The organism is Aquitalea denitrificans (assembly GCF_009856625.1).
GTDB classification, from domain to species: domain Bacteria; phylum Pseudomonadota; class Gammaproteobacteria; order Burkholderiales; family Chromobacteriaceae; genus Aquitalea; species Aquitalea denitrificans.
Genome location: NZ_CP047241.1, coordinates 523,155 through 547,470, shown reverse-complemented (window position 1 = coordinate 547,470; position 24,316 = coordinate 523,155). Strand labels below are relative to the sequence as shown.

Sequence of the window (24,316 nt, the reverse complement as noted above, 5' to 3'; positions counted from 1 at the left end):
GCCTCTCCCTAGTGAGCCACGGCAGCAGCGCCGTGCTCGTCGATCAGATGTCCGGTGGCAAAACGGTCCAGCGAGAACGCGCGGTTCAGCGGGTGCGGATCGTCATGGGCGATGGTGTGGGCAAACACATTGCCCGAGCCCGGCGTGGCCTTGAAGCCGCCGGTGCCCCAGCCACAGTTGAAATACAGGCCCTTGATGCGGGTTTTGCTGATGATGGGGCAGGCGTCCGGCGACACATCCACAATGCCGCCCCACTGGCGGTTCATCCGTACGCGGGAGAAGGACGGGAACATTTCGATGATGGCGGCGGCGGTGTGCTCGATCACATGCGGGCTGCCGCGCTGGCCGTAGCCGGTATAGCTGTCGATACCGGCACCGATCACCAGCTCGCCCTTGTCGGACTGGCTGACATAGCCGTGCACGGCGTTGGACATCACCACGGTGTCGATGCAGGGCTTCATGGATTCGGACACGAAAGCCTGCAAGGGGTGGCTTTCCAGCGGCAGGCGCAGGCCGGCCATCTTGGCCAGTACCGACGAGTTACCCGCGGCCACACAGCCCACACGGTCGGCCATGATGTCGCCACGGCTGGTATTCACGCCCTTGATACGGCCACCTTCGATGATCAGGCCGGTGACTTCGCATTGCTCGATGATGTCCACGCCCAGTTCGGACGCGCCACGGGCAAAGCCCCAGGCCACCGCATCGTGCCGCGCCACGCCGCCACGCGGCTGGAAGCTGGCCCCCATGATGGGGTAGCGGGTGCGGTTGCTGATGTCGATCAGCGGCACCATGTCCTTGATTTCCTGCGGGGTCATCACCACGGCGTCCACGCCGTTGAGCAGGTTGGCATTGGCGCGGCGTTCGATGTCGCGCATGTCCTGCAGGGTGTGGCCGACGTTCATCACGCCACGCTGGCTGAACATCACGTTGAAGTTGAGGTCCTGCGACAGGCCTTCCCACAACTTCAGGCCGTGTTCGTACAAGTGCGCCGCCTCGTCCCACAGATAATTGGAACGGATGATGGTGGTGTTACGGGCGGTATTGCCGCCGCCCAGATAGCCCTTCTCCAGCACTGCCACATTCTTGATGCCGTGTTCCTTGGCCAGGTAGTAGGCTGTAGCCAGGCCGTGGCCGCCACCGCCGACGATGATGACGTCGTAGTTTTTCTTCGGCTGCGGGCTCTTCCAGGCCGGCTGCCAGCTTTCATGATGCTTGAGCCCGTTCTTGATCAGGCTCCACAAGGAGTATCGGTTTGCCATCTGCGGCTCCAGCGGGGTGGATGTATTCGGACAAGGCCCATTCTCCAGACCTGAGCCCCAAGCCGTTTGGCTGAAAAGGACAAGCACTTGCCCAGACACGACACTGCGTCACATGTCTGAAATGGACGTAAAGCAGACGTTTTAGGGCCAGTCAGCCAGTCTGCCAGGGCTTAGGGTTAGCGCACACACCGCAGGCAGCGCGCCTGCCGTACTACAAGGGAAGACCGCTCATGAAAGCCGCCACACCGTCCTACATCCTCAGCTTCACCTGCCACAGTGCCTCCGGTCAGGTGGCCCGCTTCTCCGCCCTGCTGGAATCGCAAGGCTGTTATATCGACGAACTGGCCGTGTTTGACGATGCCGCCAGCCAGCGCTTCTTCGTACGCTGCGTGTTTCATCCGCAAACCGAGGTGTTTGACCCGGCGCGGCTGCACCAGGGCATGCAGGAGATGACCGTGCATTACCAGGACCTGCGCTGGCAATTGCAGGACCGGCGCGAACAGGCGCGGGTGATGATCATGGTGTCCAAGCTGGACCACTGTCTGAATGACTTGCTGTACCGCCAGAAAATGGGCGACCTGGACATGACCGTCACCGCCGTGGTGTCCAACCACCGCGACCTGGCCCCGATTGCCGAAGCCTACGGCCTGCCCTTCCACCACCTGCCGCTGGACCCGGCCAACAAGGCCAAACAGGAATCCGCCCTGCTGGCGCTGATCGAGGAAACCGGCTCGGAACTGGTTATTCTGGCGCGCTACATGCAGGTGCTCACCAGCGCCACCTGCGCCCGCCTGTCTGGCCGCGCCATCAACATCCACCACTCCTTCCTGCCCGGCTTCAAGGGCGCGCGCCCTTATCTGCAAGCGCACGAACGCGGGGTAAAGCTGATTGGCGCCACCGCCCACTACATCACCGATGACCTGGACGAAGGCCCCATCATCGAACAGGTGGTGGACCGGGTGGACCACGCCTACACCCCGGAAGACCTGCAAGCCACCGGCCGCGACATGGAATGCCAGGCACTGGCCCGCGCCGTACGCTACCACCTGGAGCGCCGGGTGTTCCTCAACGACAACCGCACGGTGGTGTTGCGCTAGACGATGGGGTGATAGCAGGCAGCCGCAGGCCATGCTTGCTGGGGTGGCCTTGGAGGTGAAGGAGGGCTTGGCCAGGCAAGCCCTCTTTCCCGTCCGCCGCGCGGAAGCGGCATGCAAATCATCATCCGCGTGAGCGGATGCCAGACCCTTACCTGCACCTCTTGCCAGTGTTTCCACTCCCCTCTAGTCTTGCTGTCCCCGATGGTGCTGATTAGCCTTGTCCCGTTGCGTGTTCAAACGCAGCCAGGTTTGGCGACCTGTAAGTACTACCGGGAAAGCCGTGTCAAAGCGGCTTTTTCTGCTTGCGTCTGCCCCCTCCAATGGCAGGCCAGGCGGGGAGACCTATACGGTCTGCCGGTCATGGTAGTGCTTCCGGTTCGCCAACCCCGCTTTGGCCTGCCACCCGCGTTTTCTTGCGTGCGTGGCAGCCTTCATCCTGCAACGGAGGGCAGCACCATGACGCATCCCGACCCCAACATCCCCCAGGCCCCGCCCCTGACGCTGTACTACCAAGGCAAACCCGTCCGGGTACTGCTCCACCACGGCCACTGCTGCCTGCTGGCGGACGACATCCTCGCCCTCTCCCCACCACGACTACGCTACCAGCTGCAACAGCAACTGGCCGAATACCCCGGCTGCCACCTCACCCTGCCAGCACACGACAGCCCGCAATGCGGCTGGCCAGCACCTGCCTTGCAACGCGCACTGCAACAAAGCAAACGCCCCGCCGCCCGCCAACTGCAGCACTGGCTGCAACAACAAGTATTACCCGCCCTGCAGCAACTGCCACCCGATGCCCCGCGCTGGGAACAGGCGCTGGCCATGGCGGCCGAGGCCGGGCAGCAAATCAGCCATGCCGTACTCAAAGCAGTGCTGGAACACGGCAGCGACTGGCAGCACAGCCATTGGCTGCTGACCCTCAACTACACCGCCAGCCACCCGCGCCGCCATGCCCATGGCCGACTGGTGGCACTCAACAGCAGCGCAACGTCCTTGCAGGCACTGGCGCAACACATTGCCGGGCCGGACGGCAGTGCCAGCCGCAATGGCGAGCTGCTCCGCCTGGCAGCGGCCTGCCACCAGCAACTGGCAAAGCGCACGGAGAAACAGGCGTGGCGCGCAGAGGCGGCGGAACAGCCACGCGCCAAGCCGGCTGCCTGACGTCCCCGGCCAGTGCTCAACACGGGGCAGGCTGCGCGCATTGACCGCGCCCGCCCTATCCATCCATCATCAAAGCACCCGAGTACCGGCGATGGCATGTCGCCACAATTGGCCCCCATGTCGGCTTTTGACACGCAAGGCGTCTGCCGTCGTGGCTCAATGAGCGGCATCACGGGCAATGCCCCACCCAGAATACAAGGAAGACAACGTGCAAGATGGCATCCTGAAAAGCTATATCGGCGGTCGCTATATCGATAATCCGGCCCTGCCGCTGGCCGACAACTTCAACCCGGCCAATGGCGAGCTGCTGTGCAAGGTGCAGCAGGCTGGCGCGGCCGAGGCCGAACTGGCGGTCAAGAGCGCCGAAGCCGGTTTTGCGGTGTGGAGCGAGATGACCGGTGCCGAGCGCGGTCGCATCATGAACAAGGCGGTGGGTATTCTGCGTGCGCGCAACCGCGAACTGGCCGAGCTGGAAGTGCGCGACAACGGCAAGCCGATCCAGGAAGCCGAGGTGGTGGATGTGCTGTCCGGCGCGGACTGCATCGAATACTTTGCCGGCATGGCCGCCGGCATTCACGGCGAGCATTTCCCGCTGAAAGGTGCGTTTGCCTATACCCGGCGCGAGCCGCTGGGCGTGTGCCTGGGCATTGGCGCGTGGAACTACCCCATCCAGATTGCTTGCTGGAAATCCGCCCCGGCGCTGGCCTGTGGCAATGCCATGATTTACAAACCCTCGGGCATGACGCCGATGAGCGCGGCCCTGCTGGCGGAAATCTACAGCGAAGCCGGGGTGCCGGATGGCGTGTTCAACGTGATCCAGGGCAGCTCGTCCGTGGCGCGCCAGCTGATTGCCGACGAACGCGTGGCCAAGGTGTCGATTACCGGTTCGGTGGATACCGGCAAGGCCATCATGAAAGACGCCGCCAGCACGCTCAAGCGCGTCACCATGGAGCTGGGCGGCAAGTCGCCGCTGATCATCTTTGACGATGCCGACATCGAACAGGCGGTGTCCGCCGCCATGCTGGCCAACTTCTACACCCAGGGTGAAATCTGCACCAACGGCACCCGCGTGTTCGTGGCGCGCAGCATTCACGCCGCCTTCATGCAGCGGCTGAAAGAACGCACCGCGCTGTTGAAGATTGGCGACCCGATGCACCCGGACACCCAGGTGGGCGCGCAGGTATCGCCCAGCCATGCGCAAAGCGTGCTCAAGTACATCGACATCGGCCAGAGCGAAGGTGCGGTACTGGCCGCCGGTGGCCAGCGCGTGATCGTGCCGGGTTGCGAAGCCGGCTGGTTCATCGCCCCCACCATTTTCGACCAGTGCCGCGACGATATGCGCATTGTCAGCGAGGAAATCTTTGGCCCGGTGATGTCGGTACTGGTGTTCGACGACGAGGCGGAAGTGATCCAGCGTGCCAATGCCACCCGGCTGGGGCTGGCAGCCGGCGTCTTCACCCGCGACCTGGCGCGCGCCCACCGCGTGGTGGCCAAGCTGCAAGCCGGGGTGTGCTGGATCAACAACTACAACATCACGCCGATTGAAATGCCGTTTGGTGGCTACAAGGAATCCGGCCTCGGCTATGAAAACAGCCTTACCGCCATCGACTGCTACACCCAGCGCAAGAGCGTGTATGTGGAGTTGACCGGGGTGGCCAGTCCTTACGCCTGAGTGCTGCCAGCAGAACGCCTGTTGCAGCATTGCGCCGCCTTGCCATACTGCTTGTACTGTCTGCGTCGGCGCGCCTTGCACCGGGGGCTCTGCCTTATTTTGTCAGCCGCGCCAGGCGGCTCGCCCTGTCATCCACACGATAACGGCAGACCTCACGGCCTGCCCTTGTCTTGTCTGAACCATCCGTAGCAAGGAGCACCCATGTCGCAACAGTTCGATTACATCATCGTCGGGGCCGGTTCTGCCGGTTGTGTGCTGGCTGCCCGCCTCACCGAAGATGCCGATGTCAGCGTGCTGCTGCTGGAAGCCGGCGGGCCGGACTGGCGGCTGGACTGGCGCACCCAGATGCCGGCCGCGCTGGCCTACCCGCTGCAAGGCACCACCTATAACTGGGCCTACACCACGCTGCCGGAACCGCACATGGGCAAGCGCATCATGACCCAGGGCCGCGGCATGGGGCTGGGTGGGTCGTCGCTGATCAACGGCATGGTGTACATCCGCGGCAATGCGCTGGACTTTGACGGCTGGGCGGAAAACGCGGGGCTGGAAAACTGGAGCTATCTGGACTGCCTGCCCTATTTCCGCAAGGCGGAAAGCTACGACAAGGGTGCCAATGACTTCCACGGTGCCGCTGGCCCGCTGCATGTCACCACGCCACGGCCGGACAACAACCCGCTGTATCAGGCCTTTATTGCGGCTGGCGAACAGGCCGGTTACCCGCGCACCGACGACCTCAACGGCTACCGCCAGGAAGGCTTCGGGCCGATGGACCGCACCACCACGCCATCGGGCCGCCGCTGCAGTACCTCGCTGGCCTATCTGGATCAGGCGCGCACCCGCGCCAATCTCACAGTAAAAACCCGCGCACTGGCCGACCAGATCCGCTTTGCCGGCAACCGTGCGGTGGGCGTGAGCTATCTGCAAGGCGGCAGCTTGCATCAGGCCGAAGCGCGGCGCGAAGTCATCGTCTGCAACGGCGCGATTGCCAGCCCGCAGCTGTTGCAACGCTCCGGCGTGGGCAATGCCGACCAGCTCAAGCAACATGGCATCAGCAGCGTGGTACACCTGCCCGGCGTGGGCGAGAACCTGCAAGACCATCTGGAAATGTATCTGCAATACCATTGCACCAAGCCGGTTTCCATCTACCCGGCGCTGCAATGGTGGAACAAGCCGCCCATCGGCGTGGAGTGGTATCTGAACGGCACCGGCCTGGGTGCCACCAATCACTTTGAAGCCGGTGGTTTCATCCGCAGCAGTACCGACTTTGCCTGGCCCAATCTGCAATACCACTTCATTCCGCTGGCAATGAATTACGACGGCAGCAATCCGGTGAAGGCGCACGGCTTCCAGTGCCATGTCGGCTCCATGCGCTCGCCCAGCACCGGCTTTGTGCGGCTGGCCAGCCGCGACCCGCGCGTCAAACCGCTGCTGCAGTTCAATTACATGGCGCATGCGGTGGACTGGCAGGAGTTCCGCGCGGGGGTAAGGCTGACACGGGAAATCATCGCCCAGCAGGCGTTTGATGAATTCCGCGGCGAGGAAATCAAGCCGGGCATGAAGATTCAGAGCGATGCCGAAATCGATGCCTTCGTGCGCGAACATGCCGAAACCGCGCTGCACCCGTCCTGTACCTGCAAGATGGGCTACGACGACATGGCGGTGGTGGACAAGGACGGCCTGGTGCACGGCGTGGAGGGCTTGCGCGTGGTGGATGCATCCATCATGCCGCGCGTCACCACCGGCAACCTCAATGCGCCGGTCATCATGATGGCGGAAAAACTGGCCGATGCCATTCGCGGTCGCACGCCGTTGCCGCGTTCGCAAGCGGACTACTTTACCGCAGGCAAACAGCCGGTGCGGCTGATGGGTACGGCAGATTTTCCCTGGCCGACGACCAGCGCGCCTGCCGTCCATTGATTTTGTGGGATGTCGTGGAAGGTGGAAGGATGATGCGGCGCTTGACTGCGCCGCCGCACTTTCTACAATGCCATGCAGTGGCTGCACCGCAGCTGCATGCATGGAGAAGAAAATGCACACCCTGAAGCCGCGTAATCCCTACGCCTGCTCGCCCTTGCTGAAAAAGGGTGGAGCACACCGCAACAGCCGCTCCGGCCAGCGCCAGAATGCACGTCAGGCCATGTTGGCCGAACTGGATGATCTGGACTGGGTCGATCAGCACCTGCCAACCCAGGCTGTCGAGTCCAGCAGCGAGGACGACACACCCGGCAGTTTTTTTCGCCACCTCACCATGACAAAGGCCGCTTCCCAGCGGCCTTTCACTTTGTGCAGCCCGGCCTGATCACACGGTAAAACGCCTGGCCAGCACACTCAGCTGTTCGGACAAGCCCTTCAACTGTCCCACCGTTTCTGCCGTCCCCTTCATTGCCCGGCTGTTCTCCTCCGACATCTGTGCCACCTGCTCCACATTCTTGGCCAGTACCTGGCTGGTATGGCTCTGTTCGTTCAAAGCCATCTGGATTTCTGCCACCGCCTGCTGTACCTGATCAATCTGCTGCTGGATGGAAACAATGGCAGCGCCCGCATCCTGGGCATGTTGCTGGCCGGCTTCCACCGTTTGCATGCCGCTTTGCATATTGCCCGCCGCCTGCCGTGCTGTGTACTGGATTTGCTGCACGATCCCACCGATTTCGGTGGTGGAGTTGGCGGTGCGCTCTGCCAGCTTGCGTACTTCGTCGGCCACCACGGCAAAGCCGCGCCCCTGCTCACCGGCCCGTGCAGCCTCGATGGCGGCATTAAGGGCCAGCAGATTGGTCTGATCCGCCACATCACGAATCACATCCACAATGCTGACAATCGATTCCGACTGTCTTCCCAGTTCCTGGATGGTTTCCGATATCGTCGATATTTCACGCACAATGCTCTGCATGCTGCGCCCGGCCCCCTGGATCACCTGGGTACCGCTACCGGATTCGGCCACTGCCGAGCGCGACAGGGCATTGGCTTCAACCGAACGTTCGGCACTCACCGACAGGCTGGTACTCAATTGCTCCACCGCAGCGGCCATGCTGGAGGCCGCCTCGGACTGGCGATCGCTGCTGCTGGCCACCAGGCTGGCTCCCTCGGCAACATCATGAGCAGCACCATCCAGTTGCTGCGATGTCTGCACCAGCTGGCTGACCGTATCGCGCAACTGGTTGCGCATCTGGCGGATGGCCGCCAGCAGGCTGGAGTCGTCATTCGCCAGCAAGGTAATGCTGGTATCCAGCCGGCCGGCAGCAATCTGCGCCACCACTTCCTGTACATAGAATGGCTCACCACCCAGTTGTGCGGTAATCGACATGTACAGCGTGATGAACAAGGCAGTTGTTACCAGCAAGGCCAGACCAGCACAGATCAGGTACACATTCCTCTGCCACTGGATGCGAGCAATCCGCGCATCCAGCAGGCTGTCCAGACGGCTCAAGGCCAGTTGCTGGAATTGCCCCGCCACGTCCAGGCTCGCGGCCTGCAGACCAGCTGGGCGGTAGGGCTGCCCACCGATGGCCTTGGCCAGTTCACCCGCATTTGCCCTGGTTTGTGCCGCCAGTTTCTCATCCAAGCCGGCAAAGCCGGATTTCAGCGTGGCGTTATACTCCACGGCCTTTGCCAGATCATGCTGCATGTTCTGCAAGCTCTCGCTGATTTGCGGAGCCAGTCCCAGAACTTTGTCCCTGGCGGCGGCAGGCAGCGGCTGCCCTGCGGATACTTGCAGCAGGCCGTTGGCCTGTGTGGTGCGGGTCAGCCAGACAGGCCATTGCACGGTCAGGATATCCATCAGGTAGAAGGTATCAATGTCCGGGTCCAGCGTCAGATTGGACTGGTCGCTGGCCATGCCGCTCAGGTCCACCAGGCTGTTGGCCATGGCTTGATAGTTTGCTGGCTGCGGCGCGGCCTGCAGCTTCTTCCAGGAAGCATCCAGGGCCGACCAGCCCGCATCAAGCTGTAACTGCGCATTCAATGCGGTATGTGTCTGCTGCAGCGCCTGCCATTGCTGTTGCAAGGCGTCGGACACCTTCCCTCCGCTGTCAGCTGCGGTCTGTGCTTGCTCAAGAGCCAGCAGCAAGGACATGGCTGGCTGCAGATACTGCACGCCCACGCGCTCCTTGCTGGAAAAATCCACGCTGTCCTGATTGCTGCGGTACAAGCCGTAGGTGAGATATGCCAGCGCAACAACAAATACGGCCCCAATCAGGGCAAAACGGGTGGGGTAGCTCAAACGCTGCATCCGGCGTGAACAGTAGCGAAGCATGCAAAACTCCTTGGCAACAAGCAAAACAGCGGTCATTCGGTAAAACGTATTGTTTGTTTATAGCGCCACCATTTCGCATCGCAACAAGCAAATCCATCTCTCTTTTATGGTTAATAAGCAGTACTTGCCGGTGTGGTATTACTCCGTATAAGATGTATTGCAAATACACTTTAATTTTCCCAAACGCGTTGTGTCGAGACTTCAAACTCGCCCAATAAAATGTATTTAACACACACCTTAAGGATCCACCATGCTCAGTAGCGAAATCCGCCAGCTCGTCAAATCCACCGCCCCCATCCTGAAACAGCATGGTGTGCTGCTAACCAGCCACTTCTACCAGCGCATGTTCCAACACAATCCGGAACTGAAAAACATCTTCAATCAGGGGCACCAGCATGCCGGCCAACAGCAGCAGGCACTGGCCATGGCCGTGGCTGCCTATGCCGAGCACATCGACGCCCCCGAAGTACTGCTGCCGGTGCTGGAACGCGTGGCGCACAAACATGTCAGCCTGGGTATCCGTGCCGAGCACTACCCCATCGTCGGCAAGCATCTGCTGGCCTCCATCCGCGAAGTGCTGGGTGAAGAAGCCGCCCCGGACAGCCTGCTGGATGCCTGGGCTGCAGCCTATCAGCAACTGGCTGACCTGCTGATCAATCTGGAAAGCAGCCTGTATCAGCGCGCAGCCACCCAGCCAGGCGGCTGGAGCGGCTGGCGTCCGTTCCGTGTGGTGAAAAAACAGCAGGAAAGCACGGAGATCACCTCGTTTTACCTGCAGGCAGCCGATGGTGGTGCCCTGCCCGACTTCCAGCCGGGCCAGTATGTATCGGTACAGCGCTTCATTCCCGAGTGGGGCCTGAGTCAACCGCGTCAATACAGCCTGTCTGATGCACCCGGCAAGGACTGGCTGCGCATTTCGGTAAAACGTGAAGTTGCCCAGGGTGATGCACCGGCGGGCAAGGTGTCAGGTCAATTACACACGGCATTGCAAGAGGACGACATCTTGCAGGTTTCGCCGCCGTTCGGTGACTTCGTGCTGCATCAGGATCGCGATACCCCGGTGGTGCTGATCAGCGCCGGAGTAGGCCAGACTCCGCTGCTGTCCATGCTCAAGCATCTGGTGGAAAGCGGTAGCCAGCGTCCCATCCGCTACCTGCACGCCGCGCGTCATGGCCAGGTGCATGCCATGAAACAGGAGGTCAGTGCGCTGGTGCAGCGCTACCCGCAGCTGCAACAGGCCGTGTTCTATGAAACACCATCGGCCAGCGAAAAAGCCGGCAAGGATTTCGATCAGGCTGGCCGTATTGATGCCGCCGCCATTCAAGCGCATGCGCTGCAGCAGGATGCCGACTACTACCTGTGCGGTCCGGTTGCTTTCATGCAGCAACAACGACGCCAGCTGCGTGATGCCGGCGTACTGGCCGACCGCATTCATATGGAAGTGTTCGGCTCCAACGCCATCGCGGCCGACTAGGAAAGGCGCACCGCAACTGGTCTGGCCGTCCTGACGGGCGGCTGCCAGCGGCCCACCGCCTGCTCGTAGTTTGTTTGTCATCGCACATTGTGAGGCAGCGCCGTGCGGAGTATCCTGCGCGGCACTGTCCACCCCGCCTTCCCGCCCAATGCAACTGAACCGATTTACCGATCTTGGCCTGCGCGTGCTGATGTATCTGACGCACCGCGACCGCGCCCAGCCGGTCACCATCAGCGAGATTGCCGAACGCTTTGCCGTGTCGCGCAATCATCTGGTGAAGGTGGTGCATTTCATGGGCCAGCAAGGCTGGCTGAACAACAGCCGCGGCAAGGGTGGCGGGCTGGCACTGGCCCAGCCGCCCGAGCATTACCGCCTGGGGCAAATCATCCGGGTGCTCGAAGGCAATGCTCCACTGATCGACTGCGCCGAGCCGCCTTGTGCGCTACGGCAGGACTGCCAGTTGAAGGCACTGCTGGATGTTGGAATGCAGGCATTTTTCAGCACCCTGGACAGTTACACCCTGCGTAACATCATGGCCAGCCCCACCGGCGAGGCCATCATTCGCCTGCATCGCCAGCCCAAAGGGCTGCAAGTGGAGCCTAGCCCTGCGGATGACGCTGATCATCAATCGTAATGTGTTGTAAAAAACCATCACTTTTCAAACAAAAAGCCCGCTAAAAGCGGGCTTTTTTCCCTGTTTTTTTAAGGGATTCCCCTTGGAAAACAGGGATCAATACATCAAATTGTCTTCGAATATCGTGCCTTGGTCTCACGTTCTCGCAGGTGACGGTCAAACAACATGGCGATATTGCGGATCAGGAAGCGTCCCTTGGGCTCCACCATCAGGAAGTCACCATCAAAAGTCAGCAGACCCTGCTTGTGGAATTCGCGGATGGCAGGCAGCTCGGCGGCAAAATAATCGGCGAAATTGATGCCGTGCACCTGTTCGATCGCCTCTACCGACAAGGAGAAACGACACATCAGCGCCTGGATGATGCCACGGCGCAGGATGTCGTCCTGATCCAGCACCATGCCGCGCATCACCGGCAGCCGGCCTTCATCAAGGGCTGCGTAATAGCTGTCCACGTCTTTTTCGTTCTGGCTGTAACAGGGGCCAACCTTGCCGATGGAAGACACGCCAAGGCCGATCATGTCGCAATCGGCATGGGTGGAATAGCCCTGGAAATTACGCTGCAGACGGGCCTGACGCAGCGCAATGGCCAGATCGTCCTCCGGCTTGGCAAAGTGGTCCATACCGATAAAGACATAGCCGGCATCGGCAAGGCTCTTAACCGCGTCCTGCAGGATATCCAGCTTGGTGCTGGGCAGCGGCAGATCAGCTTCGTTGATACGCCGCTGCGGCATGAATACGGTGGGCAGGTGGGCATAGTTGTACAGCGCCAGCCGGTCCGGACCAATGGCAATCACCTTGTCCAGCGTGCGTTTGAGCGATTCACGCGTCTGCAGCGGCAGGCCATAGATCAGATCAACGCTGACCGACTTGAAACCGGCCTCGCGCGCTGCTTCTATCACCGCTACCGTTTCCTCCTCGCTCTGCACCCGGTTGACCGCCTGTTGCACCTGCGGATCAAAGTCCTGGATGCCCACGCTCATGCGGTTGAAACCCAGACGCGCCAGATGATGCACGGTCTCGCGACCGACCTTGCGCGGGTCGATCTCGATGGAATATTCTCCCTCCGGCAAAAAATCGAAGTGCGCACGCAGCATGGTCATCAACCGGTCCAACTGCTCGTCGGACAGGAAGGTCGGCGTGCCGCCACCAAAGTGCAGCTGGATGAGTTTTTCCCGACAGCCAAGGGAGGCGGCAACCAGCTTGATCTCTTTTTCCAGATAGTCGAGATAGCGGTCGGCGCGGGTTTTGTCCTTGGTGATGATTTTGTTACAGCCGCAGTAGTAACAAACCGTGTTGCAGAACGGGATGTGAACGTACAATGATATTGCGTTCTGATGCATGCCCAGGTGGCGTTGCTTCAGCCAGTGTTTATAGTCCTTCTCGCCAAACGCCGGGGTAAACCGGTCTGCGGTCGGGTAAGAAGTGTATCTTGGGCCTGAGCCATCAAGACGTTCGATCAACTCTCGGTCGAACTCACAGTGGGTAGGCGAAAACGGATGGGTGGTGTGCATGTCGTCGGGTATTGATAGTCAAACGTCAGGTGGACTGGTAAATTTGCGGAAAACGTGTGAATTCCGCTTTGACAAGGGTCAAGCTTCTTTACAGGGTTGTACAAAACACTCGATGTCAGACCAAAACCAACACACTCTGCACGCACTGAAGGTGTCCTGCTCCAACTGCAGCCTGCGCGAACTCTGCCTGCCCATCGGGCTGAACCGCGACGAAATGACACAGCTGGATGCCGTGATCCGTCAGAGCCGCCGCCTCAAGCGTGGCGAGTACCTGTTCCGCAGCGGCGAGGCATTCAAATCGCTGTTTGCCGTGCGCACCGGATTCTTCAAGACCAGCGTCGCCAGCCAGGATGGCCGCGAGCAGGTTACCGGCTTTTTGATGTCCGGCGAACTCATGGGCCTGGACGGTATTTCCTCCAACGTCCACGGTTGCGATGCCATCGCGCTGGAAGACAGCGAAGTATGCGAACTGCCATTTGGCCGCATGGAAAGCCTGGGCCGTGACATCCCCAGCCTGCAGCATCACTTTTTCCGCTTGATGAGCCGCGAAATCGTGCGTGACCAGAACGTCATGCTGCTGCTTGGCAACATGAAGGCAGAAGAACGTCTGGCTGCCTTCCTGCTGAATCTGTCACAGCGCCTGTCTACCCGTGGTTTTGCTGCCAATGACTTCATTCTGCGCATGAGCCGTGAAGAAATCGGCAGCTTCCTTGGCCTCAAGCTGGAAACCGTCAGCCGTACCCTGTCGAAATTCCAGCAGCAAGGTTGGCTGAGCGTGGACCACAAGCACATCCAGCTGATCAAGGCAGATGCGCTGAAAGACCTGATTTCCGGCTGCACCCACGCCAACGGCGTGTAAGCAGGCACTTCACTCCAGGGGCGATGGCTGCGGCAAGCGGCGCATCGCCCTTTTTGCATCTTGCCCCTTCGGGCAAGAATCGACCATTCACCGGAAGACCTACACCTTTTGGCGACGGTGCGCTAACTGAGCCTACCAGCGGCCAATCAGCATACCGGCAGCCAGGTATTCCCCCTGCTGCTCTGCGGCCGCCAGATGCTCCGCCGTGACTTCACCGCAGGCCAGCACCGGCGGTAATACTTCTTTCCAGCCATACCCGGTAGCAATACGGCGCATGGACTGGATCGCGCCCTGTCCGTCCGTCCCCGCCGACACCAGCATCAAATAGGGCAGGCCCGCGGTCAGCCCCTGTGCCGGGTAAAAAGTCCGGTCGAAAAAATCCTTCATTTTACCCGCCATATAGCCGAAATTTTCCGGCGTTGCCAGCACAATGCCGTCCGCACTCAGCAAGTCGTCCAGCGTGGCCTCTTGTGCCGGCATGCGGCACAACTGCAACTCCGTCGACAGAACATGCAAGGGGCGACAAAAGGCCTCGACCAACTGCAAGGTATGGCCAGTCTGGCTGGCATGCACAATCAGCAACTGTTTCATCCGAGGCTGCACCCGGCCATGCTGGCCAACAGCTGCTGCAAGGCCGCCTGTTCCGGCCAGCCACTTGGTACCACAAAGCCGCGCGCCACTTCTTCCCAGTAGCCATCGCCCACCGGCAGGAGTTCTGCCACCAACTGCGGCACCGCCGCCTGCAGCAACTCCTGACGCAAGCTGTGCTGCTCGCGCACGGTATCGTCCCTTACACGTGCCGGAGCCAGCCACTGCAAGCGGGGCAGCCAAATCCAGCGCGAGGCCGGACTGCAACTGGGCCAGTCCTGCCATACCGGGCTGATCCAGCCTTGCAGCTGATCAGCAGCCAGCGGAGGCTGCGGTGCCAACATCTGTGAGTAGAAGAACCAGCCGGCCAGCCTTGCCTGACTGGCACAGTCGGCAAAGCCCGCAGGTAACACCCGCCGGGCAGCGGGGTGATGCACCAGACGCAGTTGCGCCTGCAATTTGGCGGCCTTGAGCAGCCAGGCATCACGCAGGCTGGGGCCAATCAGCGTGTCCGGGCCACGCCCGAGCTGCAGATAGAATTTGCTGGCGGTTTCCACGTGCAGCGGCTCGCCATCCAGCCGGACCAGAAAATCGAACTCCCCCACCGTACGGCCACCGGCATCAGATACTGGCAAATTGGCTGCCACCAGCTCGATATGTGGTGCCAGATGAAACCAGAAGGCCAGCAGGCGCTCGGCATAGTGGCCCAGGCGTCGGCAGGGCTGGGCGGCCAGCCAGGCATTGAGCGGAGCGGGGTCGTGTTCCAGTGCCGCCAGCAAGGCCGGGCCATCCCGGCCCAACAGCCGCTGTGGTGAAAGATTGCTGCCACTATCCCATGGGGCCGGGGCGGTTAGCAGGAATGCCAGATCACGCAGCGCTGGCTGCGTGAAGGGCAGATAAAAACTGCGCTCAGGACTCGCCGTCGTGCTCATGGCCGTCTGCCACGCGCTGGATCTGTTTCATCAGGCCACGCAGGATGTCCACCTCATCGCGCAGCATGCCAGAACGATTGAACAGTGCGCGCATGCGGCGCATCAGCCGTTCACTGTTGCGGCGACGGTAATAGCCGATGGCGCCCATGGTCTGGTCCAGATGCTGGCAGAAGCCCTCCACCTCGCCCAGGCTGGCGGTTTCGCTCTCCGGGCGCAGGTATTCCACATCCACCTCGGTGTGGCTGAACAGCTCGTAGGTCATCACCTGTACTGCCATCGCCAGATTGAGCGAGAAGTAATCCGGATTGCCGGGAATGGTTACTAGCCGGTTGCACTGCTCCACTTCTTCAATGGACAGGCCGAAGGTTTCATTGCCGAACACCAGCGCCACCTGCTCGCCATCACGGGCGCGGGCCACCAGTTCCGGTGTGGTTTCGCGCGGGGTGGACAAGGGAGTGGTCAGCTCGCGCCGGCGGCTGGTGAGCGCACAGGCCACGGTGACATCGCTCAGCGCCTCGGCCAGGCTGGCCACCACGGTGGCGCTCTCCAGCACGTCAACCGCGCCGGAGGCCAGCGCATTGGCCTCGTCGCTGGGAAACACCTTGGGTTCAACCAGATAAAGGCGGGTCAGCCCCATGGTTTTCATCGCCCGCGCGGCGGAGCCGATGTTGCCCGGATGGTTGGGTCTGGCCAACACAACGCGAATGTTTTTCAGAAAATCAGGTACTTGGGGTTTATTCATCAGCAGTTTCACATTAAAATGTCGGGCATATCAAAAAGCCCGCGCGTCCGCGCCGGCTTTTTTTGTTCCTTAACCCAGATTGTTACTGTCAGATGTCGAGCCATGCAGGCTGGCATCTGCATTCAAGTTCTAGAGGCCGTCAATGCATCCGATGCTCAATATCGCGGTTAAAGCCGCCCGCCGTGCTGGCAGTGTAATCCAGCGTGCGTCGCTTAACCTCGATACCATTCGTGTTGAGAAGAAAAAGCACAATGACTTTGTGACCGACGTGGACCGCGCTGCCGAACAGGCCATCGTGGACATGATTCTCGAGGCGTATCCCAAGCACGCCATTCTAGCAGAAGAGTCCGGTGCCAAAGGCGTGGGCTCCTCCGAGTACGAATGGATCATCGACCCCATCGACGGCACCACCAACTTCCTGCACGGCCACCAGCAATACGCCATTTCCATCGCCCTGGCGCACAAGGGCCAGGTGCAGCAGGCCGTGGTGTACGACCCTAGCCGTAACGATCTGTTTACCGCCTCGCGCGGTGTTGGCGCTTTCCTCAACGACCGCCGCATCCGTGTTTCCAAGCGCTTCATGATGAATGAATGCGTGATCGCCACCGGTTTCCCGGTATCCGACCAAAGCTATATCGACCAATATCTGGGCATGCTCAAAGACGTGCTGGGCAAGACGGCCGGTGTACGTCGCGAAGGCGCTGCCTCGCTTGACCTGTGCAATGTGGCTTGCGGCCGTGTGGACGGTTTCTGGGAAATGAACCTGAAGCCGTGGGACATCGCCGCGGGCAGCCTGATCGTGCAGGAAGCCGGTGGCATCGTCACCGACCTGACCGGCGAACAGGAATGGATGGAATCGGGCGACATCGTGGCCGCCAACCCCAAGGTGCTGGCCCAGCTGCTGGCTACCATCGCGCCGCACCTGAACAAGTAATCATTGCCTCGGTGCAGGCAGCAAAAACGGCAACCCGCGGGTTGCCGTTTTTTTACTTGCTCGATCTTATCCGTTCTGCACGGCCAATCTGCCATCCATGTGCAAGAACTGGCCATCCGTTTGCGCAATATTGGTATAGACAATACCGCTTTCGAAGTCCTGGACATGGACCACATTGGAACCGGTCTTGGGCTCATGCCAGTACACCATGAAAACCTGCGGACGAATCTGCACCGCGGTGTATTGCACATCATCCCCCATGCCCTTGAACATGCCGGCAGTCCCGACATAGCTCATCGACTTGTCATCATGGAAATTCAGCTCGAAAGTGGTATCACCAAAACTGACTGCCACTTTTTTACCAGCTGCCGGATAAGCGGGCTTTGCTTCAGCCGCCGGCCACTGCATTTCACCTTTGATTACCTTGGCACTCATCTCAAGCAGACTGTCACCCGCCAGACCCGGATATAGCTTTTTCATGGCTGAAATCAATTCAGCAGCGTCTTTGCTTATGTTTGCCTCTTTATCAAATGCTTTGAGATAATCACGGGTAAACTGCACGGACTTAATAGTAAACGGCTGGCTGCCATCTTTATTCAGCATATAATGCCCCGGCACCACCATTGCTGGCTTGAGCGCCTCGATATCCGCCAGGGTTTGCAGCCAATTCTGTCGAGATTTCTCAGTCTGGGTATCGGCAATCCAGACATGCTGATTGGCCATCACCACCACACCACCGACGACTGCCTTGATAGACGGAATCCACACATAACTGCGATCCGGAGTTGGGCCTTTCAAGCCCATCACTTCCAGTTTATTACCATCCACAGTCAAGGTATTGCCTTGCAGCACGTCTGGGGTAAACACTTGCTTGGGTGCATTTTCTTTCAGAATCGGCCCCCAGAAAGCCAGTTTGCCATCTTTGCTGGCACGGATGGCGGCCACCGTTTCAGGCGTGGCAAGCACACGCACATCCGGGAAGGCTTTTTTAATAGCCTCCAGACCAAAATAATAATCCGGATCACTATGACTGATATAAACCGCGGTCAGTTTCTTGCCAGTTTCCTTTATTTTTTCCACCAAATTATTGGCATCGGCAATAGAAAACTGCGCATCAATCAGCACAACTTCTTTATCGCCATAAATTATTTCAGAGGAAACTGCAAAAATACCTTTCACACCGGGGTTATATACCTGAACATTCAAGTTGGCAGCGGATGCCTGCGAGAAAGGAACAACACCAAACAAGGCAATCGAAGTAGCAGCAGCAAACAGAGATTTCATGGTAGCAAGTCCTAGCAAGAGTGGGCAGGGAGAACAGGAATGGAACTCTTGGGCACATTCTTGTGGATTACCCATCCTTTAGGACAATGTAAATTCCTAACAATGCATAGGAAATTTCTTAACCATTGCATTTTAAACCACAGCCATGAATACACGGCACAACATACCGCTGCAATTTTGGTTTTTCCTTAATACTGCCAGATTGTTTCTGCTCCGCCATTTTAGTGCCCTGACTCTTTCCTGTTGGTCAACAGACAAAACCTTCCCCAGCAACAACGGCAAAGTGGCATGGTGAGAAAACGACAGTCAGCAAGGCAATCTCGCCGGGAGACAAGGGACATTGCATGCCGACGCATGCTAGCCAACGGCGCTGTTATGGGTGCCAGGAGCAAGCCTGGCCCGCCTTGTCTGCGTAATGACAAGGCAAAGACGTTTCACTTAAATCTGTATCTGCTATTCTGAGCAAAAATCAGACTGCAAAGCACACCAATGCCCAGATTCTTTCCGCCTGTCATTCTGACTGCACTACTGTGCACTTCCGTCATGGTGCAGGCCGCAGGACCAGACTGCAGCCGCAGCTATACGCTGGCGTTGCATGAACACGGCCTGCTGTACAACGCCAGCACACGCACCGGCATTGACAAGGATGTAGCTGACGAGCTGATCAGGCGTAGCGGCTGCAAGGTAGAAGTCAGCCTGCTACCGCGCTCGCGCATCTGGAAGCTGCTGGAAGTCGGCAACCTGGACTTCAGCCTGTCCGGCATCACCAATGAAGAACGGGAACGCTACGCGGCCTTTGCCTGGTATTTTGCCGACAAGTTCAGTCTGATCGTGCGCAAGGATAGTGGCATCCAGAGTCTGAGCGAATTTGACAGCCGCAGCGATGTGAAGCTGGGCGGTATTCTCAGCTTCCGCTACAGCGACACCATCAATCAGCTGGTCGACAAGCTGGACCGTAACGGCAGACTGGTCGGGAGTTACGACTACGACATGCTGTACCAGAACCTGCGCCAGGACCGTACCCAGGCCATCATCATCGAGCCTTTTGATTATTCCGACCTCGAAAAATACCAGGTCAGCAAACTGGTACGCATTCTGGAGACCAACGACCAGCCGACACCGCATGGTCTGATCATGTCGAAAAAAACCATCTCCCCGGAACAGCAGGAACGCTGGCGTGAACTGATCAACAACATGCGCCGGGACGGCACGCTGCTGAAAATTTTCCGCAAGTACTTCAACCGTGAAGAAGCCTTGCAAATGACCAGCTTCTAGACAGTCCCCGGCTGCTTTGCCGACATACCGCGCCGACGCAAGTCAAACAGCAGCTTCATCACCAGCACAGCGCCGCTCAGCAACAGGGTAAGGCCGTTGGCCAGCACCACCGGCCGCGAGTGGATCAGCACGCCATAGGCCAACCACATGGCCACGCCACTACACATCAGCAGATACATGCCCAGTGAGATATCGCTGGCAGAGCGCTTGCGCCACACCAGCCAAACCTGCGGCAAAAAGGACACGGTAGTCAGACACCCGGCCAACAGGCCCAGCCACTCCACCAGATCAGCTGCCATACCGCGTCACTCCGCCAGCCATTGTGCTGGCTGCAGTAAATCCAGCCGGTCGGTACACACGCTGTCCACGCCCCAGGCCATGATTTCACGTGCCCTTGCTGCGTCATTTACCGTGTAACACAGCAACTGGTAGCCAGCCGCCTTGATGGCTGCCGCTAAAGCCGGGCTCAGGGTCGTGTGATCGCAATGCAGGGCGATGCAGTCCAGCTGCTGCAATCTGTCCTGCCAGTCAGCCGGAATCTCCTCCACCAACCAGGCACGGGGCAGTCCGGGTTCAGCCTGCTGTGCGGCCTGCAAGGCTTCGAAGCTGAAGGATGACAACAGCGGCGGTACTGCCGCTCCGGCCCATAAGCGCGCAGCCTCTTGCGCCACCATACGGCCGGTTTCTGCATCACGCCCCGGGCAGGGCTTGATTTCCACATTCAACAACATGCCATGCGCCCGACAACAGGCCGCCACATTGGCAAAGCTGGGCAATGCCTCGCCAGCAAATGCCGCCCCTTTCCAGCTGCCGGCATCCAGCAAGACCAGCTGCGCCATACTGAGCTCGGCGGCCAGGCCACGGCCATTGCTGGTGCGATCCACACTGTCATCATGCAGCAGGAAGCACACATTATCGGCCGACAGTTTCACATCACATTCCGCCCCCCGATATCCATAGGCAAGTCCAGCACGAAAGCCGGCCACGGTGTTTTCCGGTGCCAGTGCGCCACCGCCACGGTGTGCAAGCAGTGCAGGATAAGGCCAGCCAGAACGGGCTTGCAGTTGGGACATCGGTTATCTCCATCAGAGTGAGTAAACGGGCAGCTCTACGTGGCCAGGATCACAGCAAGGCGGCAGATCCATCCGACATACTAGCCTGCGGCGCAGGCAGCGCCAGCCCTTGTTTGCGGTTTTTTCATCAGCCACGCCAAATAGTCATGCATACCGCCATCAGAAGGCAAAACCGGCAAATTATCCTGAGCCCAGGTGACGCAGGCATGACAAAAAGCGACCATGTCCCACGCGCGTCAACGGCAAGGGCAGCGGAAAAACGGCAAGCAGGCCACTTCAGCAGAATGTACGCTGGCAACAGCGTCCTGACACCGCCCCACGGCTACGGTAAAATCGGCAGCCTTGCTTCAACGCCCCGTCTTGCGGGGCGTTGTCATCTGCACACCAACGGCACCAATAAGAGCACCACGCGCATGAGCACGCCCCAGCACACTCCAATGATGGCCCAGTATTTCTCCCTTAAAAGTCAGCATGCCGACAAGCTGCTGTTCTACCGCATGGGCGACTTTTACGAGCTGTTTTACGAGGATGCGGAAAAGGCGGCGCGCCTGCTGGACATCACCCTCACCACCCGGGGCAGCAGTGGCGGCAATCCCATCAAGATGGCCGGTGTGCCTTACCATGCAGCCGAAGGCTATCTGGCACGGCTGGTGAAAATGGGCGAATCGGTGGCCATTGCCGAACAGATTGGCGATCCGGCACTGGCCAAGGGGCCGGTGGAACGCAAGGTGGTACGCATCGTCACCCCCGGCACCCTTACCGATGCCGCGCTGCTGGACGACAAGCGCGACAACCTGGTGCTGGCGGTCAACATGATCAAGGGCACGCTGGGCCTGGCCTGGTTGTCCATGGCCAGCGGCGAATTCAAGATCATGCAAACCAGCGTGGAAGAATTCGCCAGCGAAATGGAACGGCTAAAACCAGCCGAACTGGTCTTGCCGGACGATAGCGGCCTCAATATCTTCGAGCAGGTCAACTGCCCACGCAAAAAGCTGCCGCCCTGGCAGTTTGACCACGACTCCGCCCAACTGGCGCTGACCCGCCACTTTGGCACTCACGATCTGGCCGGCTTTGGTGCCGATACCCTGCCGGTTGCCGTCAGTGCCGCCGGTGCGCTGCTGGAATACGTCAAATCCACCCAGAGCGTGAACCCGGCCCACATCGCCCAACTGGCGGTGGAAGACGCTGGCGAGCTGATCCGCATGGACGCCGCCACCCGGCGCAATCTGGAACTGACCGAAACCATACGCGGCGAACCGTCCCCCACCCTGGCGTCCTTGCTGGACACCTGCGCCACCAGCATGGGCAGCCGCCTGCTGCGCCACTGGCTGCACCACCCCATCCGCCGCCACGACAAGCTGCAACGCCGGCTGGAATCGGTACGTGCCCTGCTGCCTGCGCATCAGGACATCCACGCCCAGCTGCGCGAAGTGGCCGACATCGAACGCATCACCGCCCGCATTGCCCTGCGCAGTGCTCGCCCACGCGACTTGGCCGCCCTGCGCGATTCACTCAAGGCATTGACTGGAGCCAAGCAACTGGCCTCCAGCCTGGATGCCCCGTTGCTGGGCGAGTTGGCGCGCCTGCTGCCGGATAACTCGCCGGTGGAAACCCTGCTGGCAGCCAGCATCCTGCCAGAACCGGCTACCTTTCTGCGTGATGGCGGGGTGATAAACCACGGTCTCAATGCCGACCTGGACGAACTGCGTGCCATCCAGACTGACTGCGGCGATTTCCTGCTGGCACTGGAAGCCCGTGAAAAGGAACGCACCGGCATCACCACCCTCAAGGTGGAATTCAACCGCGTGCACGGCTTCTATATCGAGGTTTCGCGCGCCCAAGGCGACAAGGTGCCGGATGACTACCGCCGCCGCCAGACCCTGAAAAATGCCGAGCGCTACATCACGCCGGAGCTGAAAGAGTTCGAAGACAAGGCACTGTCGGCACAAGACCGTTCGCTAGCGCTGGAAAAACAACTGTACGAGCAGTTACTGGATCAACTGGCACCCTCCATTCCCGACCTCAAGCTGATTGCCCAGGCCGTGGCCGGACTTGACGTATTGGCTGCTTTTGCCGAACGCGCCAGCAGCAACAATTACGTTGAGCCGGCGTTCGTCAACGACACCCGGCTGGAAATCATCGAAGGTCGCCACCCGGTAGTGGAAGCCGAAGTGGAACGCTTCATTGCCAACGACACCCGACTGAGCGACGCGCGCAAGCTGCTGTTGATCACCGGCCCCAATATGGGCGGTAAATCCACCTATATGCGGCAGAATGCGCTGATCACCCTGCTGGCCCATATCGGCAGCTTCGTACCAGCCAACCGTGCGGTCATCGGCCAGATCGACCGTATTTTCACCCGTATCGGTGCCTCCGACGATCTGGCAGGCGGGCGCTCCACCTTCATGGTGGAAATGACCGAGACGGCAAATATCTTAAACAACGCCACCGCCCAGTCACTGGTGCTGATGGACGAGGTGGGCCGGGGAACCTCCACCTTCGACGGCCTTGCCCTGGCATGGGCCATCGCCAAGGCGCTGATTGAAAAGAGCCAGGCCTATACCCTGTTTGCCACCCATTATTTCGAGCTGACCACCCTGACAGAACAATACCCGGCGGTGGCCAATGTCCATCTGTCCGCTGTCGAGCACAAGGACCGCATCGTCTTCATGCACCATGTGGACGAAGGCCCCGCCAGCCAGAGTTACGGCCTGGCCGTGGCCCAACTGGCGGGCGTGCCACCCAAGGTCATCCGCGAAGCACGACGCTATCTGGTGGAGCTGGAGAACCAGTCCGCGGCAAAGGTTCAACCCGACCTGTTTGCCGCCACCCCAGCCATGACTGCAGCAGTAGAGATAGAGCCCAATCCGGCACTGGACATGCTGGAAGAAATCGACCCGGACGAGCTGACACCACGTCAGGCGCTCGACTTTCTCTATCAAGTGAAAAAAGTGCTGAAATGATTCAGCAAAATTCCCGCGGTCTTCTATGATGAAAAAATCATGACAACCAGAGAACAGGAGTAAAAATCATGTCGTCGCAGAGCACTGCCAGCAATCCGGGCTTGATTCGTCTGTTTGGTCATACTGGAGATGATGGCAGCATTTCCCTTCAAGCAATTCGTGAAAGAGCTTCAAAGCAACTGTCCCGCTTCGCCACCCAGGCGGAGGAGGAACTGGCAGCGCGTCAGATCAGCATGCCCCCGGCCATCAGTCTGGTCAGCTGCCCCGGCTGTAGCCTGACACTGGAAAACAATCATCCGCAGGCCGATGACATCCTGACCTGGCTTGCCAGCGATGCCAGAATTTCCAGCCTGTTCAAAGAAGTTGAAGTTTTGTTTGAAATCATTCGTGCCACTGAATCCGCAGGTGAAACCTTCCCCGAATCATCCTGCTTCCATATCGGGTTGACCAGCGCTGGTCCCATTGCTTATTTCGAGGACCACATTTGTAGTCCGCGTTCTTCCTGATCCAGTAGTACCCCATGCAAAACCAGAACAGGGAGACTTCGGTCTCCCTGTTTGCTGTTCAGCATAATGCTGCCGTCTCGGCATGCAGCAGGGAATTTGC

The 24,316-nt window shown here is 59.6% G+C and carries 21 protein-coding genes; 12 read left to right on the top strand and 9 right to left on the bottom strand.

Annotated features, from left to right (window positions below):
• Positions 1 to 8: 8 nt before the first annotated feature.
• The gene (locus tag GSR16_RS02470; protein ID WP_159874990.1) at positions 9 to 1,262 is read right to left on the bottom strand and encodes a sarcosine oxidase subunit beta family protein; all 1,254 of its coding nucleotides are present in this window, start codon (positions 1,260 to 1,262) and stop codon (positions 9 to 11) included.
• Positions 1,263 to 1,492: 230 nt separating this feature from the next.
• Here GSR16_RS02470 and purU point away from each other — a divergent pair, with 230 nt between their 5' ends.
• The 5 genes from purU to GSR16_RS02445 all read left to right on the top strand — a co-directional run bounded on the left by purU (position 1,493) and on the right by GSR16_RS02445 (position 7,491).
• Positions 1,493 to 2,359, top strand: a complete 867-nt coding sequence (gene purU / locus GSR16_RS02465; protein ID WP_159874989.1) for a formyltetrahydrofolate deformylase — start codon at positions 1,493 to 1,495, stop codon at positions 2,357 to 2,359.
• A 456-nt stretch (positions 2,360 to 2,815) separates the two neighbouring features.
• A complete protein-coding gene (locus GSR16_RS02460; protein WP_159874988.1) occupies positions 2,816 to 3,520 on the top strand; it encodes a BRO-N domain-containing protein in 705 nt (234 codons plus the stop codon).
• A 178-nt stretch (positions 3,521 to 3,698) separates the two neighbouring features.
• Positions 3,699 to 5,192, top strand: coding sequence for a betaine-aldehyde dehydrogenase (gene betB / locus GSR16_RS02455; RefSeq protein ID WP_240902584.1), 1,494 nt, complete (start codon positions 3,699 to 3,701; stop codon positions 5,190 to 5,192).
• A 201-nt stretch (positions 5,193 to 5,393) separates the two neighbouring features.
• Positions 5,394 to 7,109, top strand: a complete 1,716-nt coding sequence (gene betA / locus GSR16_RS02450; protein ID WP_159874987.1) for a choline dehydrogenase — start codon at positions 5,394 to 5,396, stop codon at positions 7,107 to 7,109.
• A 112-nt stretch (positions 7,110 to 7,221) separates the two neighbouring features.
• A complete protein-coding gene (locus GSR16_RS02445) occupies positions 7,222 to 7,491 on the top strand; it encodes a hypothetical protein (protein ID WP_159874986.1) in 270 nt (89 codons plus the stop codon).
• On the opposite strand, the gene GSR16_RS02440 is transcribed toward GSR16_RS02445, so the two are convergent.
• A complete protein-coding gene (locus GSR16_RS02440) occupies positions 7,492 to 9,441 on the bottom strand; it encodes a methyl-accepting chemotaxis protein (RefSeq protein WP_159874985.1) in 1,950 nt (649 codons plus the stop codon). It abuts the gene before it with no gap.
• A 250-nt stretch (positions 9,442 to 9,691) separates the two neighbouring features.
• On the opposite strand from GSR16_RS02440, the gene hmpA reads away from it, so the two are divergent.
• Positions 9,692 to 10,915 carry an NO-inducible flavohemoprotein gene (hmpA, locus tag GSR16_RS02435; protein WP_159874984.1) on the top strand — a complete coding sequence of 408 codons (1,224 nt, stop codon included), beginning with the start codon at positions 9,692 to 9,694 and terminating at the stop codon, positions 10,913 to 10,915.
• 148 nt (positions 10,916 to 11,063) lie between these two features.
• Positions 11,064 to 11,549, top strand: coding sequence for an RrF2 family transcriptional regulator (locus GSR16_RS02430; RefSeq protein WP_159874983.1), 486 nt, complete (start codon positions 11,064 to 11,066; stop codon positions 11,547 to 11,549).
• 104 nt (positions 11,550 to 11,653) lie between these two features.
• On the opposite strand, the gene hemN is transcribed toward GSR16_RS02430, so the two are convergent.
• Positions 11,654 to 13,060, bottom strand: coding sequence for an oxygen-independent coproporphyrinogen III oxidase (gene hemN, locus GSR16_RS02425; RefSeq protein WP_159874982.1), 1,407 nt, complete (start codon positions 13,058 to 13,060; stop codon positions 11,654 to 11,656).
• Positions 13,061 to 13,172: 112 nt separating this feature from the next.
• On the opposite strand from hemN, the gene fnr reads away from it, so the two are divergent.
• Positions 13,173 to 13,919, top strand: a complete 747-nt coding sequence (gene fnr, locus GSR16_RS02420; protein WP_159874981.1) for a fumarate/nitrate reduction transcriptional regulator Fnr — start codon at positions 13,173 to 13,175, stop codon at positions 13,917 to 13,919.
• 132 nt (positions 13,920 to 14,051) lie between these two features.
• Here fnr and GSR16_RS02415 read toward each other — a convergent pair whose 3' ends face one another.
• The 3 genes from GSR16_RS02415 to GSR16_RS02405 are packed head-to-tail and all read right to left on the bottom strand — an operon-like array spanning position 14,052 to position 16,181.
• On the bottom strand, positions 14,052 to 14,510 hold the full coding sequence (locus tag GSR16_RS02415) for a flavodoxin family protein (RefSeq protein ID WP_159874980.1): 459 nt from the start codon (positions 14,508 to 14,510) through the stop codon (positions 14,052 to 14,054).
• Positions 14,507 to 15,439, bottom strand: coding sequence for a DUF1853 family protein (locus GSR16_RS02410; protein WP_159874979.1), 933 nt, complete (start codon positions 15,437 to 15,439; stop codon positions 14,507 to 14,509). The genes GSR16_RS02415 and GSR16_RS02410 overlap by 4 nt, the downstream gene beginning before the upstream one ends.
• On the bottom strand, positions 15,417 to 16,181 hold the full coding sequence (locus GSR16_RS02405) for an RNA methyltransferase (protein WP_159874978.1): 765 nt from the start codon (positions 16,179 to 16,181) through the stop codon (positions 15,417 to 15,419). Before GSR16_RS02405 ends, GSR16_RS02410 begins: the two co-directional genes overlap by 23 nt.
• Positions 16,182 to 16,323: 142 nt before the next feature.
• Here GSR16_RS02405 and GSR16_RS02400 point away from each other — a divergent pair, with 142 nt between their 5' ends.
• Positions 16,324 to 17,115, top strand: a complete 792-nt coding sequence (locus GSR16_RS02400; RefSeq protein WP_159874977.1) for an inositol monophosphatase family protein — start codon at positions 16,324 to 16,326, stop codon at positions 17,113 to 17,115.
• Positions 17,116 to 17,181: 66 nt separating this feature from the next.
• Here the strand turns inward: GSR16_RS02400 and GSR16_RS02395 are convergent, their stop codons facing one another.
• Positions 17,182 to 18,399 carry an MBL fold metallo-hydrolase gene (locus GSR16_RS02395; protein WP_159874976.1) on the bottom strand — a complete coding sequence of 406 codons (1,218 nt, stop codon included), beginning with the start codon at positions 18,397 to 18,399 and terminating at the stop codon, positions 17,182 to 17,184.
• A 489-nt stretch (positions 18,400 to 18,888) separates the two neighbouring features.
• Here GSR16_RS02395 and GSR16_RS02390 point away from each other — a divergent pair, with 489 nt between their 5' ends.
• On the top strand, positions 18,889 to 19,674 hold the full coding sequence (locus GSR16_RS02390) for a substrate-binding periplasmic protein (protein WP_159874975.1): 786 nt from the start codon (positions 18,889 to 18,891) through the stop codon (positions 19,672 to 19,674).
• Here GSR16_RS02390 and GSR16_RS02385 read toward each other — a convergent pair.
• Together GSR16_RS02385 and ugpQ are read right to left on the bottom strand one after the other, a co-directional pair.
• Entirely contained in the window at positions 19,671 to 19,973 is a 303-nt protein-coding gene (locus GSR16_RS02385; protein ID WP_159874974.1) for a SemiSWEET family sugar transporter, read from the bottom strand. The genes GSR16_RS02390 and GSR16_RS02385 overlap by 4 nt on opposite strands.
• A 6-nt stretch (positions 19,974 to 19,979) precedes the next feature.
• The gene (ugpQ, locus tag GSR16_RS02380) at positions 19,980 to 20,747 is read right to left on the bottom strand and encodes a glycerophosphodiester phosphodiesterase (protein ID WP_205677480.1); all 768 of its coding nucleotides are present in this window, start codon (positions 20,745 to 20,747) and stop codon (positions 19,980 to 19,982) included.
• 413 nt (positions 20,748 to 21,160) lie between these two features.
• Here ugpQ and mutS point away from each other — a divergent pair, with 413 nt between their 5' ends.
• Both mutS and GSR16_RS02370 read left to right on the top strand, forming a co-directional pair.
• On the top strand, positions 21,161 to 23,710 hold the full coding sequence (gene mutS / locus GSR16_RS02375) for a DNA mismatch repair protein MutS (protein WP_159874973.1): 2,550 nt from the start codon (positions 21,161 to 21,163) through the stop codon (positions 23,708 to 23,710).
• Between the two features lie 101 nt (positions 23,711 to 23,811).
• Positions 23,812 to 24,216, top strand: a complete 405-nt coding sequence (locus GSR16_RS02370; protein WP_240902583.1) for a hypothetical protein — start codon at positions 23,812 to 23,814, stop codon at positions 24,214 to 24,216.
• The last annotated feature ends 100 nt before the right edge of the window (positions 24,217 to 24,316 follow it).